The organism is Thauera phenolivorans, from assembly GCF_001696715.1.
Taxonomy (GTDB): Bacteria; Pseudomonadota; Gammaproteobacteria; order Burkholderiales; family Rhodocyclaceae; genus Thauera; species Thauera phenolivorans.
Map to the genome: position 1 here is coordinate 435,620 of NZ_MBFM01000004.1, position 14,692 is coordinate 450,311.

At 69.6% G+C, this 14,692-nt stretch carries 14 protein-coding genes; 6 read left to right on the forward strand and 8 right to left on the reverse strand.

Annotation, left to right across the window (positions count from 1 at the left end; all coding sequences use genetic code 11):
• Positions 1–151 precede the first annotated feature (151 nt).
• Positions 152–874: a response regulator gene (locus BB334_RS11990; RefSeq protein ID WP_068808725.1), complete on the reverse strand. Its 723-nt coding sequence runs from the start codon at positions 872–874 to the stop codon at positions 152–154.
• A gap of 153 nt (positions 875–1,027) precedes the next feature.
• On the opposite strand from BB334_RS11990, the gene BB334_RS11995 reads away from it, so the two are divergent.
• Positions 1,028–2,017, forward strand: a complete 990-nt coding sequence (locus BB334_RS11995) for a hypothetical protein (protein ID WP_068808726.1) — start codon at positions 1,028–1,030, stop codon at positions 2,015–2,017.
• Between the two features lie 6 nt (positions 2,018–2,023).
• Here the strand turns inward: BB334_RS11995 and BB334_RS12000 are convergent, their stop codons facing one another.
• The 6 genes from BB334_RS12000 to ftsY all read right to left on the reverse strand — a co-directional run bounded on the left by BB334_RS12000 (position 2,024) and on the right by ftsY (position 9,404).
• Complete coding sequence (locus BB334_RS12000) at positions 2,024–3,892, reverse strand: ABC transporter ATP-binding protein (protein ID WP_068808727.1); 1,869 nt, start codon at positions 3,890–3,892, stop codon at positions 2,024–2,026.
• A 159-nt stretch (positions 3,893–4,051) separates the two neighbouring features.
• The gene (gene ahpF / locus BB334_RS12005) at positions 4,052–5,617 is read right to left on the reverse strand and encodes an alkyl hydroperoxide reductase subunit F (RefSeq protein WP_068808728.1); all 1,566 of its coding nucleotides are present in this window, start codon (positions 5,615–5,617) and stop codon (positions 4,052–4,054) included.
• 128 nt (positions 5,618–5,745) lie between these two features.
• A complete protein-coding gene (gene ahpC, locus BB334_RS12010) occupies positions 5,746–6,309 on the reverse strand; it encodes an alkyl hydroperoxide reductase subunit C (RefSeq protein WP_068808729.1) in 564 nt (187 codons plus the stop codon).
• Between the two features lie 193 nt (positions 6,310–6,502).
• Positions 6,503–7,399, reverse strand: a complete 897-nt coding sequence (gene ftsX, locus BB334_RS12015) for a permease-like cell division protein FtsX (RefSeq protein ID WP_068808730.1) — start codon at positions 7,397–7,399, stop codon at positions 6,503–6,505.
• A complete protein-coding gene (locus BB334_RS12020) occupies positions 7,396–8,076 on the reverse strand; it encodes a cell division ATP-binding protein FtsE (protein WP_068808731.1) in 681 nt (226 codons plus the stop codon). Before BB334_RS12020 ends, ftsX begins: the two co-directional genes overlap by 4 nt.
• Entirely contained in the window at positions 8,073–9,404 is a 1,332-nt protein-coding gene (gene ftsY, locus BB334_RS12025) for a signal recognition particle-docking protein FtsY (RefSeq protein WP_068808732.1), read from the reverse strand. Before ftsY ends, BB334_RS12020 begins: the two co-directional genes overlap by 4 nt.
• Before the next feature lie 166 nt (positions 9,405–9,570).
• Here ftsY and BB334_RS12030 point away from each other — a divergent pair, with 166 nt between their 5' ends.
• The 5 genes from BB334_RS12030 to BB334_RS12050 are packed head-to-tail and all read left to right on the forward strand — an operon-like array spanning position 9,571 to position 13,707.
• Complete coding sequence (locus BB334_RS12030; protein ID WP_068808937.1) at positions 9,571–10,950, forward strand: M16 family metallopeptidase; 1,380 nt, start codon at positions 9,571–9,573, stop codon at positions 10,948–10,950.
• Positions 10,951–10,991: 41 nt separating this feature from the next.
• Positions 10,992–12,416, forward strand: coding sequence for a M16 family metallopeptidase (locus BB334_RS12035; protein WP_068808938.1), 1,425 nt, complete (start codon positions 10,992–10,994; stop codon positions 12,414–12,416).
• The gene (rsmD, locus tag BB334_RS12040) at positions 12,413–12,952 is read left to right on the forward strand and encodes a 16S rRNA (guanine(966)-N(2))-methyltransferase RsmD (protein ID WP_068808733.1); all 540 of its coding nucleotides are present in this window, start codon (positions 12,413–12,415) and stop codon (positions 12,950–12,952) included. The genes BB334_RS12035 and rsmD overlap by 4 nt, the downstream gene beginning before the upstream one ends.
• The gene (coaD, locus tag BB334_RS12045) at positions 12,949–13,440 is read left to right on the forward strand and encodes a pantetheine-phosphate adenylyltransferase (protein WP_068808734.1); all 492 of its coding nucleotides are present in this window, start codon (positions 12,949–12,951) and stop codon (positions 13,438–13,440) included. Before rsmD ends, coaD begins: the two co-directional genes overlap by 4 nt.
• A gap of 15 nt (positions 13,441–13,455) precedes the next feature.
• The gene (locus tag BB334_RS12050) at positions 13,456–13,707 is read left to right on the forward strand and encodes a YfhL family 4Fe-4S dicluster ferredoxin (protein WP_068808735.1); all 252 of its coding nucleotides are present in this window, start codon (positions 13,456–13,458) and stop codon (positions 13,705–13,707) included.
• 107 nt (positions 13,708–13,814) lie between these two features.
• Here BB334_RS12050 and mutM read toward each other — a convergent pair whose 3' ends face one another.
• Complete coding sequence (mutM, locus tag BB334_RS12055; protein WP_068808736.1) at positions 13,815–14,651, reverse strand: bifunctional DNA-formamidopyrimidine glycosylase/DNA-(apurinic or apyrimidinic site) lyase; 837 nt, start codon at positions 14,649–14,651, stop codon at positions 13,815–13,817.
• Positions 14,652–14,692: the final 41 nt, after the last annotated feature.

The window sequence follows — 14,692 nt, forward strand, 5'->3', positions numbered from 1 at the left end:
TGAGGCGCTCGAAGGCGCGGTTGACGAACAGATAGCGACCGTCGACGTCCTTCGCGAACACCACCGCCGCGACCTCCTCGAACACCGCCGCCATGCGTACGGCCGTTTCGGTGCAGCGCCTCATCCGCCTTCTCCTCGCGCAGCCCGACGCTCAGCCGGCGTCGGGCACGAACATGTAGCCCGCGCCGCGCACCGTGCGCAGCGTGCGCGGGTGGGCGGGATCGGGCTCGATCTTGCGTCGCAGGCGGGCGATGCGGATATCGATCGAGCGGTCGAAGGGCTCCCACTCGCGATTGCGGGTCAGCGTCAGCAGCTGGTCGCGGCTGAGGACCCGGTTCGGATGCTCGATGAAGGCCGCGAGCAGGTCGAACTCCATCGCGGTCAGCTCGATCTCGGCGCCGGCCGCGTCGAAAAGGCGGCGGGCGCCGGGATCGAGCCGGCAGGGGCCGACACGCCGCAGCCCGGCGGCCGTGACCGTTGATGCCGGCGCCGCGTCGGCCGCGGCCCGGAGCCGGCGCATCAGGCTCTTGATGCGGGCGAGCAGCTCGCGCGGGTCGAAGGGCTTGGCGACATAGTCGTCGGCGCCGAGCTCGAGTCCGACCACCCGGTCCACCACGTCGCCCGAGGCGGTCACCATGATGATGCCGAGCCGGTGGCGCTCGCGCAGCTGGCGCGCCAGCGCGAGGCCGTCCTCGCCCGGCAGGCGCAGGTCGAGCAGCACGATGTCGACCTGCGCCGCCGCCAGCGCGGCGCGCATCGCCTCGCCGCCATCGGCCTCGACCACCGCGTAGCCGTGGCTCCCCAGGTAGTCGGCGAGCATCGCGCGCACGCCGGCGTCGTCATCGACGATCAGGATCCGGCCGAGTGCATCCATCGCTCCTCCTCTGTCCCGCGCGATACAAACCGGCAACAAAGCGTGTGCGCGCTGAAATCGACGCATTACCACCGGCGCGCACGCTGGGAACCGTGCCGGACGACGGCGCAGGCCCGCAAGGCCACGTTCCAATTCAAGACGAAGGAGACGAAGATGCAAACCACCATCCAGCCCGCCACCCGCTCCGCCCTCACCGACAGCGCACGCTACGCGCGCTGTGTCGAGGTCTCGCGCCGCATCCGCTGGGACATCGAGCGCGACGTGATCCGCGGCCGGCAGTTCGACTTCGGCCGCAAGTTCCTGCCCGACGGTCTCTCCCTGGTGGGCGAGCTGCACTTCCTCACGCCGGCCTCGCAACGCCTCTACAGCCAGGTCCAGGGCCGCAGCTACGCCAACATCTTCGGCCTCGCCGAGCGCTTCATCGGCGCCAAGATCATCGAGGTCAGCCGCGATCACTGGCTCGGCGACCAGACCGCGCTCGAGGCGCTGGTGCGCTTCACCGACGAGGAGCTCAAGCACCAGGCGCTGTTCCGCCGCATCGAGGCGATGGCAGGCGCCGGGCTGCCGGCGGGCTACCGCTTCCTGCCCCAGCCCAACGAGGTCGCCGGCGCGGTGCTCGGCGCCTCCACCTGGGCGGTGCTCGGCCTGACCTGCCACATCGAGCTGTTCACCCAGGTGCACTACCGCGAGAGCATCGAGGCCGACCCCGCGCTGTCCGAGCTGTTCAAGGACGTGTTCCTCTACCACTGGCGCGAGGAGTCGCAGCACGCGGTGCTCGACGAGCTCGAATGGGCGCGCGAGGACCGCCGCCTCGACAGCGCGGCGCAGGATCGCGCGGTGGACGATCTGATCGGGCCGGTCGGCGCGCTCGACGCCATCCTGCAGACCCAGGCCGCCGCCGCCGCCGACTACTTCATCGCGATCGCGCCCCAGGCCCTCGACGCGACCGAGCAGCGGGCGATCCGCGCCACGATGCTGAAGGCTTACCGCTGGCAGTACATCGTGTCCGGGGTGCAGGTGCCGCACTTCCAGGCGGTACTCGGCAGCCTCGTCAGCGAGGCGCAGATGGCGCGCATCGGCGGCGCGCTGGCGCCGCTGATGTACGCGGCCGAGCGCGACGTCGACGGCGCGCTCGCGGCCTGAGGTCGCTCAGGCCACCAGGGCGTCGTCGTCCTCCGCCTCCTCGCCGAGGAAGCCGCCGCTCTGGTGCGCCCACAGGCGGGCGTACAGCCCGCCCGCGGCGAGCAGGCTGCGGTGGTCCCCCTCCTCCACCACGCGACCCTTGTCGAGCACGACGAGGCGGTCCATCGCGGCGATGGTCGACAGCCGGTGGGCGATCGCGACCACCGTCTTGCCCTCCATCAGGCGGTAAAGGCTGGCCTGGATCGCCGCCTCGACCTCGGAGTCGAGCGCGCTGGTGGCCTCGTCGAGCAGCAGGATCGGCGCGTCCTTGAGCATCACGCGCGCGATCGCGACGCGCTGGCGCTGGCCGCCGGAGAGTTTGACGCCGCGCTCGCCGACATGGGCGTCGTAGCCGGTGCGGCCGTGCGGGTCGGACAGGGTCTGGATGAATTCGTGCGCCTCGGCACGCCGCGCGGCGGCGATCATCGCCTCGTCGCCGGCGTCCGGCCGGCCGTAGAGGATGTTGTCGCGCACCGAGCGGTGCAGCAGCGAGGTGTCCTGGGTGACCATGCCGATCTGCGCGCGCAGGCTGTCCTGCGTCACCCCGGCGATGTCCTGGCCGTCGATCAGGATGCGGCCCTGCTCGAGGTCGTAGAAGCGCAGCAGCAGGTTGACGATGGTCGACTTGCCCGCGCCGGAGCGGCCGACGAGGCCGATCTTCTCGCCGGGGCGGATGGTCAGGGTAAGGTCGTCGATGACGCGGCGCGCGTCCGGGCCGGTGGCGCCGTAGGCGAAACCGAGCCGCTCGAAGCGGATCTCGCCGCGGCTCACCACCAGCGGCTTCGCATCCGGCCGGTCGACCACCTGGTGCGGCCGCGACAGGGTGTTGATGCCGTCCTGCACCGTGCCAACCTGCTCGAACAGCGAGGCCATCTCCCACATCACCCAGTGCGACATGCCGTTCAGGCGCAGCGCCATCGCGGTCGCTGCCGCCACCGCGCCGACGCCGACCTCGCCGTGCGACCACAGCCACAGCGCCACCCCGCCGGTGGCGAGGATGAGCAGCATCGACAAGGTGTGATTGACGATCTCGATGCCGCTCACCAGGCGCATCTGCGCATGCACCGTCTGCATGAACTCCTTCATCGCGGCGCGCGCATAGCCCGCCTCGCGGCCGGCGTGCGAGAACAGCTTCACCGTGGCGATGTTGGTGTAGGCGTCGGTGATGCGGCCGGTCATCAGCGAGCGGGCGTCGGCCTGGGCGCGCGACACCTTGGACAGGCGCGGCACGAAGCAGCGCAGGGCGAGGCCGTAGAGGACCAGCCAGCCGAGGAAGGGCAGCAGCAGCCAGCGGTCGAAGCTGCCCACCACCGCGGCGATGGTGACGAAGTAGATGACGACGAAGACGAGGATGTCGGTCAGGATCAGGCAGGTGTCGCGCACCGCGAGCGCGGTCTGCATGACCTTCGCCGACACCCGGCCGGCGAACTCGTCCTGATAGAAGCTCATGCTCTGGCCGAGCATCAGGCGGTGGAAGTTCCAGCGCAGCCGCATCGGGAAGTTGCCCGCCAGCGCCTGGTGCTTGAGCATGGTCTGCAGCGACACCAGCACGATGCTGCCGAGGATGATCGCCGCGAGCAGCAGCAGCTTGTCGCCTTCGCTGTCCCACAGGCGCGCGGGCTCCACCACCGCCAGCCAGTCGACCACCCGGCCGAGCATCGCGAACAGCAGGGCCTCGAAGGCACCGATGGTGGCGGTGAGCAGCGTCATCGCGCCGATGAAGGGCCGCAGGCCGGCGGTGCCCGCCCACAGGAAGGCGAAAAAGCCCCGCGGCGCGGGCGCCGGCGCCGTTTCGGGATAGGGATCGACGCGGTTTTCGAACCAGCGGAAGAGCACGGCAGTTTCTCGGGAGGTCATCCGGACGCGACGGGCCAAGTGTGCCCTGCGCGTCGTCGAAAGCAAAACGCCCCGCGCGGGGCGGGGCAGGGCGAGCGATGGCTGCGAAGCGCCCGCCGCCCGCAAGGTGCGGTCCGCGGGCGGCTCGCGCGGCCGCGATCAGGCCGGTGCGCTGGTCCGGATCAGGTGATCGAAGGCCGACAGCGATGCCTTGGCACCCTCGCCCATGGCGATGATGATCTGCTTGTAGGGCACGGTGGTGCAGTCGCCCGCGGCGAACACGCCCGGCACCGAGGTGTGGCCCTTGGCATCGACGACGATCTCGCCGAAGCGGCTGAGCTCGATCGTGCCCTTCAGGAAGTCGGTGTTGGGCAGCAGGCCGATCTGCACGAAGATGCCCTCGAGATCGAGCCAGTGCGTCTCGCCCGACACGCGATCCTTGTACATCATGCCGTTGACCTTGTCGGTACCGGTGACCTCGGTGGTCTGCGCGCTCTTGATCACGGTGACGTTGGGCAGGCTGTAGAGCTTCTTCTGCAGCACCGCGTCGGCACGCAGGTCCTCGGCGAACTCGAGCAGGGTCACATGGGCGACGATGCCGGCGAGGTCGATCGCCGCCTCGACGCCCGAGTTGCCGCCGCCGATCACCGCCACGCGCTTGCCCTTGAACAGCGGGCCGTCGCAGTGCGGGCAGTAGGCCACGCCCTTGCCGCGGAATTCCTGCTCGCCGGGCACGTTCATCTCGCGCCAGCGCGCACCGGTGGCCACGATCACGGTCTTCGCCTTCAGCGCGGCGCCGTTCTCGAGCTGCACTTCGGCGAGCACGCTGCCGTCCTCGCTGCCCGGCACGAGCTTGGCCGCGCGCTGCAGGTTCATGACGTCGACCTCGTACTGCTTGACGTGCTCCTCGAGCGCCATCACCAGCTTCGGCCCTTCGGTTTCCTTCACCGACACGAAGTTCTCGATCGCCAGCGTGTCCATCACCTGGCCGCCGAAGCGCTCGGAGACGATGCCGGTGCGGATGCCCTTGCGAGCGGCATAGATCGCGGCCGCTGCGCCGGCCGGGCCGCCGCCGACGATGAGCACGTCGAACGGATCCTTGGCGGAGAGCTTCTTGGCGTCGCGCGCCGCGGCGCCGGTGTCCACCTTGGCGAGGATCTCGCCGAGCTCCATGCGGCCCTGGCCGAATTCCTTGCCGTTCAGGTACACCGTCGGCACCGCCATGATCTGGCGCTTCTCGACCTCGTCCTGGAACAGCGCGCCATCGATCATGGTGTGGCGGATGTTGGGGTTGAGGATCGCCATCAGGTTCAGCGCCTGCACCACGTCCGGGCAGTTGTGGCAGGAAAGCGAGATGTAGGTCTCGAAGTTGAACTCGCCCTCGAGGCTCTTGATCTGCTCGATCACGTCGGCCTCGACCTTCGGCGGGTAGCCCGCGGACTGCAGCAGGGCGAGGATCAGCGAGGTGAATTCGTGGCCCATCGGCAGGCCGGCGAAGCGCACGCGGGCGTCGCCGCCCTGCGGGCCGACCGAGAACGAGGGCTTGCGCACGTCGTTGCCGTTGTGGGTCAGGGTGATCAGGCCGGATTGCTCGGCGACGTCGTCGAGCAGCGCCTTCATTTCCTGGGACTTCGGACCATCGTCCAGCGACGCCACGATCTCGATCGGCTGCGTCACCCGCTCCAGGTAGGCTTTCAGTTGAGTCTTGATGTTGGCGTCAAGCATGATGGCTTCTTCCTCGATGAGTTGGCCCGCCGCCGTTTTCGGCGGTCCTGATACGACGCAGCCGGCACGTGGCCGGCTGCGGAGCTTGCGGCCCGGGCCGATCAGGCCCGGGGACGTGCAGCGAACGCTTAGATCTTGCCGACCAGGTCGATCGACGGCGCGAGGGTCTTCTCGCCTTCCTTCCACTTCGCCGGGCAGACTTCGTTCGGGTGGGCGGCGACGTACTGGGCCGCCTTCAGCTTGCGAACGGTCTCGGTGACGTCACGGGCGATGGCGTTGTCGTGCACTTCCATCGTCTTGATGACACCGTCCGGATTGACGATGAAGGTGCCGCGCAGGGCCAGGCCTTCCTCTTCGATATGCACGTCGAAGTTGTGGGTGAGCTGGTGGGTCGGGTCGCCGACGAGCGCGAACTGGGCCTTGCCGACGGCGGCCGAGGTCTCGTGCCACACCTTGTGCGAGAAGTGGGTGTCGGTGGTGACGATGTACACTTCGGCGCCGGCCTTCTGGAACTCGCCGTAGTGATCGGCCGCGTCCTCGATCTCGGTCGGGCAGTTGAAGGTGAAGGCGGCCGGCATGAAGATCAGCACGGACCACTTGCCCTTCAGGTCGGCTTCGGTAACTTCGATGAACTTGCCATTCTTGTAGGCCTGGGCTTTGAACGGCTTGACTTCGGTATTGATCAGCGACATGTAGAACCTCCAGAAGGGTTGCAGGACGTGGGGTGAAACTCGATGGAATGAAGTCTAGCGCCCGACGAAGAATTGCTCCAATTGATTATGAAGATCCCTTCGATTGTCCAACGCTATCGAAGAACAGGCGCCTTCGTCTGCCATCGCAATGACTATATATGGGGATGCATGGCGAAAGTTCAAGCACGCCCGTTCAGCCTCCAGCCAGATGCCGCCGCACCGAGATCGCCGCACCCAGCCAGCCGAGGAAGGCGGCGAAGGCGAGCACCGCGAGCGATTCCTGCGGCCCCGGCCCGGTGATCGCGAACACCGCCCCGTAGCTCTCCGCCAACGCCGCCACGGGTTGCGCGAGCGCGCGCACCCCGAGCCATACGGTGCCGAGCGCGACGCCGCCGCCGAGCAGGCCCTGCAGCCCGCCGAACCAGTAGAACGGGCGGCGGATGAAGCGGTCGGTGGCGCCCAGCAGACGGCTCACCTCGATTTCCTGGCGCTGGGTCAGGATCTGCAGCCGGATCGTGTTGAAGGTGACGATCACCAGCGCGAGCCCGAGCAGGCCGGCGAGCATCAGCACCGCCGAGCGGCCGAGCTCGAGCAGCGCGTGCAGCCGCTTCACCCAGGCCGAATCGAGCTGCACGTGGGCGACCCGCGGCCAGGTCTGCATCTCGGCCGCGAGCCGCTCGAACATCGCGGGATCCTCGCTCGCCGGCGTGGCGACGAAGGCATGGGGCAGCGGATTGCCGGTGAGTCCACCCAGTACGTCGCCGAGGCCGCTGCGCTCGAGCTGGGCGAGCGCTTCGTCGCGCGGAACGAAGCGGTAGCTGGCGAGCGCAGCCTCGTCCTTCAGGCGACGCTCGATCGCCGCGACCTCGGCCTCACCGGCGTCGAGCTCGAGGAAGAGGCTGATTTCAGGGGTGCCCGACAGGCCGCGCGCCATGCCCGCAACGTTGTCCAGCAGGAGCAGGCCGCCGGCCGGCAGCGACAGCGCGATGCCGACCACCAGCGCAGACAGCAGGGTACCGAGCGGCTGGCCGGCGAGCCGGCGCACCGCGTGCGCGATCGCACGCAGGTGAAGGTAGAGCCAGTGCGTCATGCCGCCACCTCCTGCACCACGCCGCCCTCGATCAGCTGGCCCTTGCGCAGCACCAGCCGGCGCGGGCGATCGGCAGCGAACAGCGCCTCGTCGTGAGTCGACACCAGCACCGTGACGCCTGCCTCGCGGAAGGAGGCGAACAGCGCGGCGATCTCGCGTGCGTAATCGGTGTCGAGGTGGGCGGTCGGCTCGTCGGCGATCAGGATCGAGGGTTTGTTGACGATCGCGCGCGCGATCGCCACCCGCTGCTGCTCGCCGCCCGACAGGCCGGCCGGCATTTCGCGATCGCGCCCCCTGAGGCCGACGTGCTCGAGCGCCGCGGCCGCCCGCCGCGCCGCGTCGCGCGGCGGATGCCCGGTGATCACCAGCGGCAGCATCACGTTGTCGAACACGTTGCGGTCGAACAGCAGACGGCTCTCCTGCATGATCAGGCCGAGGTTGCGCCGCAGATAGGGAATCGCCCGCTTCGGCAGGCTGGACACGTCCTGGCCGCCGATCCGCACCACCCCGCTGGTCGGCCGCTCGAGCACCGGGATCAGCTTGAGCAGGGTGCTCTTGCCCGCCCCCGAGTGCCCCGACAGCACCACCAGCTCGCCGCGCTCGATCTCGAAACCGACGCCGGCGAGCGCGGTGTAGCCGCCCTCGTAGCGCTTTGAAACCTGGTCGAAGACGATCATGCGCGTCCGCCGTTGCCGCCCCTGGCGCCCGCCACCGGCTCGAACAGCGCGTCGACGAACTCGCGCGCGCGGAACGGCTGCAGGTCGTCGATGCCCTCGCCGACGCCGATGAAGCGCAGCGGTTTCGGGCACTGGCGGGCGATCGCCGCCAGCACCCCGCCCTTTGCGGTGCCGTCGAGCTTGGTCACCACCAGCCCGGTGACGCCGATCGCGGCGTCGAAGGCCTTCACCTGGGCGAGCGCGTTCTGGCCGACGTTGGCGTCGAGCACCAGCAGCACCTCGTGCGGGCCGCTCGGCTCCGCCTTCGCGATCACGCGGCGCACCTTGGCGATCTCCTCCATCAGATGGAGCTGGGTCGGCAGGCGGCCGGCGGTATCGGCGAGCACGATGTCGATCTTGCGCGCACGGGCGGCGTTGATCGCGTCGTAGATCACCGCCGCGGCGTCGCCGGTCTCCTGCGCCACCACGGTGACGTCGTTGCGTGCACCCCAGGTCATCAGCTGCTCGCGCGCGGCGGCGCGGAAGGTGTCGCCGGCGGCGAGCAGCACGCTCTTGCCCTGTGCCTGGAAGTACTTCGCCAGCTTGCCGATCGAGGTCGTCTTTCCGGCCCCGTTCACCCCGGCGATCATGATGATGTAGGGCTTGTGCGCGGAGAGCTCGAGCGGCTCCTCGAGCGGTGCGATGATCTTCAGCAGCCCTTCGGCGAGCGCCTGCTGCAGCTGGTCGGCGGTCTCGAGCCGATCGCGCTTCCAGCGCCGGCGCAACTCGTCGATCAGGTGCTGGGTCGCGTCTACCCCGCAGTCGGCCATCAGCAGCGTGGATTCGAGTTCCTCGAGCAGGTCCTCGTCGATCTTGCGACGGCCGAACAGGCTGGCGAAACCGCCGCCGATCTGCTGCCGGGTGCGGGCCAGGCCGGCCTTGAGGCGCTCGCCCCAGGACGGGCGGCGGGCGGGCTCGGGCGCGGCGACCAAGGCAGCCGGCGCCGCCTCGAGCTCCTCGGCCTCGAGCTCCTCGGCTTCGATTGCTTCGGATTCGATTGCTTCGGATTCGATTGCTTCGGGTTCGGTCGCTTCGGGTTGGAGCTCCGGCACCGTTTCGGCTGCGGGTGCGGGTTCCAGCTGTGCGGGGGTGGCCGCGGCCGCCGCTTCCGGCACGGACTCGGCGGGCGCCTCCGCGACCGCTTCCGTCGTTTCTGTGGCCGGCGCGGACGCCGGCGGCTCGACTGCCGCGCCGGACTCCTCCGGCGGCAGCTCGCGCCCTTCCTCGCCCTCGGCGGGCGAGGTTTCGCTCGGCTTGGACTTGCCGAACTTCTTCAGGAAACCAAACATTCGGGGCTCGGGTCAGAAAGATTCGTTTTGCGGATCGCGCGGCGGCAGTGTCGTCGTGGGCGAGCGCATCACGATCACGTTAAGATGCGCCGCCTGACGGTCGCCGGCACGGCGCTGCCGACCGCAGCGGAATGACCGCGGATTCTATCAGATGCAGGACCTGCCAATGCTTCGCTCCTCCCTCCGTCGCACCCTCCGCAACGCACTCCTGGGCGGCGCCGCCACGATCGCGCTCGCCACCGGTGCGCACGCCAATCCCTACGAGACCACCCTCGCCAACGGCATGAAGGTGATCGTCAAGGAAGACCGCCGTGCGCCCTCGGCGGTGCACATGGTGTGGTACCGCAGCGGCGCGATGGACGAGCCCGATGGCGTGTCCGGCGTGGCCCACGTACTCGAGCACATGATGTTCAAGGGCACCGCCGAGGTCGGCCCGGGCGAGTTCAACCGCCGCGTCGCCGCGGTGGGCGGGCGCGACAACGCCTTCACCAGCCGCGACTACACCGCTTACTTCCAGCAGGTGCCGCCCGCGCGGCTCGGCGAGATGATGGCGCTCGAGGCCGACCGCATGAAGAACCTGGTCATCACCGACGAGGAGTTCGCGCGCGAGCTCGAGGTGGTCAAGGAGGAGCGCCGCCTGCGCACCGACGACAAGCCGCGCGCCCTGGTCTACGAGCAGCTGATGGCCACCGCCTTCCAGTCCCACCCCTACCGCCGCCCGGTGATCGGCTGGATGCCCGACCTCGAGGGCATGCGCAGCGAGGATGCACGCACCTGGTACCGACGCTGGTACGCGCCCAACAATGCCTACCTGGTGGTGGTCGGCGATGTCGACCACGAGGCGGTGTTCCGCGACGCCGCCCGCCACTACGGCACGCTCGAGGCCGCCGACCTGCCGGCGCGGCGGATTCCCGCCGAGCCGCAGCAGCGCGGTCCGCGCCACACCGTGGTGAAGGGCCCGGCCGAGCTGCCCTACCTGGCGATGGCCTGGCAGGTGCCCGCCCTGCGCGAGCCGGTGGGCGACCGCGACGCCTACGCGCTGCAGGTGCTCGCCGCCATCCTCGACGGCTACGACGGCGCCCGCCTCACGCGCCGCCTGGTGCGCGACAGCCGCATCGCGGTGTCCGCCGGTGCCGGCTACGACGACACGGGGCGCGGCCCCTCGCTGTTCTACCTCGACGGCGTGCCCGCCCCCGGGCAGACCGTCGAAGCCCTGCAGCAGGCGCTGCGCGGCGAGCTGCAGCGCATCGCCGACGAAGGCGTGAGCGAGGTCGAACTCGCCCGGGTCAAGACCCAGGCGGTCGCGAGCCAGGTTTACAAGCGCGACTCCCTGATGGGCCAGGCGATGGAGATCGGCCGCCTCGAGGCGGCCGGCCTGTCCTGGCGCGACGAGGACACCCTGCTCGCCGGCCTGCGCGCGGTCAGTGCAGCCGAAGTGCAGGCGGTCGCGCAGCGCTACTTCGGCGACGACGACCTCACCGTCGCCCGCCTCGACCCCCAGTCGCTGCCGCCGCAACGCAGCGCCGCCCGCGCTCTGCCGCACTGAATGCGGCTTCGCCCGCCACTCCAGCCGAGATCCCGATGCCGATGCAAGCCAGGACGACGTTTTCCCACCTCATCACCCGCGCCCAGACCCTGACCCTGCCCTTCGCCCTGTGCGCCGGCCTGCTCACCGCGAGCGCTACGGCCCAGGCCTCGCCGACGATCGAGCAATGGACCACGATCGACGGCGCTCGCGTGCAGTTCGTCGAGAGCCACGCGCTGCCGATGATCGACATCCAGGTCGACTTCGCCGCGGGCAGCGCGCTCGACCCCGCGGACAAGGCCGGACTCGCCGCGCTTACCCGCGCCCTGCTCGACGCCGGCACCGCAGAACTCGACGAGCAGGCGATCGCCGACCGCAGCGCCGACATCGGCGCCCGCATCGGCGGCGGCACCGAGGAGGATCGCAGTTCGCTGTCGATCCGCAGCCTGTCCTCGCCCGCCGAGCGCGACGCCGCGGTGGCGCTCGCCGCCGAGCTGCTCTCCCGGCCGAGCTTCCCCGCCGAGGTCCTGAAGCGCGAGCGCGCGCGTGCGATCGCCGGCCTCAACGAGGCGCTCACCCAGCCCGCGACGCTCGCCAATCGCCGCTTCAGCGCGGCGATCTACGCCGGCCACCCCTATGGCGGCCTGCGCACGCCGGATTCGCTCGCCGCGATCGCGCGCGACGACCTGATCGCCTTCCATCGCGCCCACTACGGCGCCAATCGCGCCTCGATCGCGATCGTCGGCGACCTCGACCGCGCCGCCGCCGAACGGCTCGCGCTCACCCTCACCCGCGACCTGCCGCGCACCGCCGCCCCCGAGCCGCTGCCCGCGCCCGCGATGCCGGCCGCGGCCACGCTCCACATCCCCCACCCCTCGGCACAGGCCCATATCCTGCTCGGCCAGCCCGGCATGGCGCGCGAGGACCCCGATTATTTTCCGCTGCTGGTCGGCAACTACGTGCTCGGCGGCGGCGGCTTCGTCTCCCGACTCACCAGCGAAGTGCGCGAGAAGCGCGGGTTCGCCTACAGCGTCTATAGCTACTTCGCCCCGCAGCAGGTAGCCGGCCCGTTCCAGATCGGCCTGCAGACCCGCGGCGGCCAGGTCGACCAGGCGCTCCAGGTGGTGCGCGACACGCTCGACGGCTTCGTCGCCGACGGCCCCACCGACGCCGAGCTGCAGGCGGCGAAGGACAACATCGTCAACGGCTTCGGCCTGCGCCTCGACTCCAATGCCAAGATTCTCGGCTACGTGTCGATGATCGGCTTCTACCGGCTGCCGCTCACCTGGCTCGAGACCTATCCGCGCGCGGTCGCGGCGGTCACCGCCGACCAGGTGCGCGACGCCTTCGCCCGCCGCATCCGTCCCGAGCACCTGGTGACGGTGATCGCCGGCGGCGACGGCGACGGCGAGGCCGGTGCGGCGTCCGGCGCCAACGCCGGCGGAGCCGAGGCGCCCGCCGCCGCGCCCGCCGGCGCCGAACGATGAGTCGGGTGCGCATCGTCGGCGGCCGCTGGCGCTCGCGGCTGATCGACGTCGCCAGCGTCCCCGGGCTGCGCCCGACCCCCGACCGCGTGCGCGAGACCCTCTTCAACTGGCTCAGCCAGGACCTCTCGGGCATGCGCTGCCTCGACCTGTTCGCCGGCAGCGGCGTGCTCGGCTTCGAGGCGGCTTCGCGGGGCGCCGCCGAAACCCTCATGCTCGAACGCGACCCGGCCGCCCTTTCCGCGCTGCACAAGACGGCAAAGACCCTGCTTGCAACACAAGTAGAGATAGTTCGCGGCGATGCGGTAAAATTCTTGCAGACCACGTCCCGCACGTTCGACGTCGTCTTCGTCGACCCGCCCTACAAGCAGGGCTGGATCGAGCGCATCGCACCCTGGCTGGATCGGGTTCTGCAGCCGGAGGGATGGCTTTACGTGGAAGCCGAAGCCGCGCTCGCTCAGCTCGGCGAATGGCGCATCTACCGGCAGGGCCACGCCGGCCAGGTGCATTTCCATCTGTTGCGAAGGGGTCAGGAATGAGGGATGCAATAGCGGTCTATCCAGGGACCTTCGACCCGCTCACGCGCGGACATGGCGACCTGGTGCGCCGAGCCGCGTTGCTGTTCGAGGGGGTCATCGTCGCGGTGGCCAAGAGCAACAGCAAGAATCCGGTGTTCTCGCTCGAGGAACGGGTCGAGCTCGCCGCCAAGGTCCTGGCGCCGTACGATAACGTCAAGGTGATCGGCTTTGACTGCCTGCTGATGGATTTCATGCACCAGCACGGTGCGCGCGTGATCCTGCGCGGCCTGCGCGCGGTGTCGGACTTCGAATACGAATTCCAGATGGCTGGAATGAACCGCAAACTCTATCCGGACGTCGAAACGGTATTCCTGACGCCGGCGGAGGAGTACATGTTCATCTCCGCCACGATGGTGAGGGAGATCGCCCGCCTGGGCGGGGACGTGAGCAAGTTCGTGCATCCCGAAGTGTATGCACGACTGCAGGAAAAATTGAATTCAAAGCGATAGCAAGGAAGCGAAACCATGGCTCTGATGATTACCGACGAATGCATCAACTGCGACGTCTGCGAACCGGAATGCCCCAACGGCGCGATCTCCCAGGGTGACGAGATCTACGAGATCGACCCGAGCAAGTGCACCGAGTGTGTCGGCCATTTCGATGAGCCGCAATGCCAGCAGGTGTGTCCGGTCGACTGCATCCCGCTCGACCCCGACCACAAGGAAACCAAGGACCAGCTGATGGAGAAGTTCCTCCAGCTGACCGGCAAGGCCTGACGTGGCCGATGAGACGGCACGGCGTTGCCGTGCCGTCTGCGCGAAAGACGAGGGGGCGGGCCGCACGGCGCGCCCCCTCGTGCTTTGTGGCCCCGTCCACCGCGACCTCAGACCGCCGGCCGCGCGCCACGCCGGCGCTGGCAGTGCGGGCAGAAATAGGTCGCGCGCTGGGCGCTGACGATGCGCCGGATCGGCCCGCCGCACACGCGGCAGGACGCCCCGTCGCGCCCGTAGACGTAGTACTGCTGCTGGAAATAGCCCGGCTTGCCGTCGCCGCCGACGAAGTCGCGCAGCGTGCTGCCGCCGGCCTCGATCGCGGCGGCGAGGGTCTCGCGCACCGCGTTCACGAGCCGGGCGCAACGCGCCGGACCGAGCGTGCCGGCGGCCTCGAGCGGATGAATGCGCGCCCGGAACAGGCTCTCCGACGCGTAGATGTTGCCCACGCCGACCACGCGCGCGCTGTCCATCAGCACGTGCTTGATCGGGGCGCGCGAGCCGCGGCTGACGCGGTGCAGCCAGCCGGCGTCGAAAGCCGCTTCGAGCGGCTCGGGTCCGAGCCGCGCGAGCAGCGGATGGACGTCCGCCGCCCCCGTCTGCCACAGCACGAGGCCGAAGCGGCGCGGGTCGCGCAGGCGCAGCGCCTGCTCGCCGAAGACGAAATCCACGTGGTCGTGAGTCCCTGGCGGCTCGGTCGCCGGCACCACCCGCAGGCTGCCCGACATGCCGAGATGCACGATCACCGACCCCTCACCGAAGTCGAGCAGCAGGTACTTCGCCCGCCGCCACACGCGGACGAGCCGGTGCCCCTCGATGCGCGCTGCCAGGTCCGCCGGCACAGGCTGGCGCAGGCGGGGATTGCGCACCACCAGCCGGGTCAGGATGCGGCCCTCGGCGTGCGGCTGCACGCCGCGGCGGGTGGTCTCGACTTCGGGCAGTTCGGGCATCGCGATCCTTCCATTGGGACAAGCATTCGTACAGCGTCATG

Bases quoted from the DNA above. Each gene is read 5' to 3' on its own strand.
- BB334_RS12050 (WP_068808735.1), top strand. From the start codon at position 13,456: ATGGCTCTGATGATTACCGACGAATGCATCAACTGCGACGTCTGCGAA.
- coaD (WP_068808734.1), top strand. From the start codon at position 12,949: ATGAGGGATGCAATAGCGGTCTATCCAGGGACCTTCGACCCGCTCACG.
- BB334_RS12020 (WP_068808731.1), bottom strand. From the start codon at position 8,076: ATGATCGTCTTCGACCAGGTTTCAAAGCGCTACGAGGGCGGCTACACC.
- ftsX (WP_068808730.1), bottom strand. From the start codon at position 7,399: ATGACGCACTGGCTCTACCTTCACCTGCGTGCGATCGCGCACGCGGTG.
- ftsY (WP_068808732.1), bottom strand. From the start codon at position 9,404: ATGTTTGGTTTCCTGAAGAAGTTCGGCAAGTCCAAGCCGAGCGAAACC.
- BB334_RS12030 (WP_068808937.1), top strand. From the start codon at position 9,571: ATGCTTCGCTCCTCCCTCCGTCGCACCCTCCGCAACGCACTCCTGGGC.
- BB334_RS12035 (WP_068808938.1), top strand. From the start codon at position 10,992: ATGCAAGCCAGGACGACGTTTTCCCACCTCATCACCCGCGCCCAGACC.
- ahpC (WP_068808729.1), bottom strand. From the start codon at position 6,309: ATGTCGCTGATCAATACCGAAGTCAAGCCGTTCAAAGCCCAGGCCTAC.
- BB334_RS11990 (WP_068808725.1), bottom strand. From the start codon at position 874: ATGGATGCACTCGGCCGGATCCTGATCGTCGATGACGACGCCGGCGTG.
- mutM (WP_068808736.1), bottom strand. From the start codon at position 14,651: ATGCCCGAACTGCCCGAAGTCGAGACCACCCGCCGCGGCGTGCAGCCG.
- ahpF (WP_068808728.1), bottom strand. From the start codon at position 5,617: ATGCTTGACGCCAACATCAAGACTCAACTGAAAGCCTACCTGGAGCGG.
- rsmD (WP_068808733.1), top strand. From the start codon at position 12,413: ATGAGTCGGGTGCGCATCGTCGGCGGCCGCTGGCGCTCGCGGCTGATC.
- BB334_RS11995 (WP_068808726.1), top strand. From the start codon at position 1,028: ATGCAAACCACCATCCAGCCCGCCACCCGCTCCGCCCTCACCGACAGC.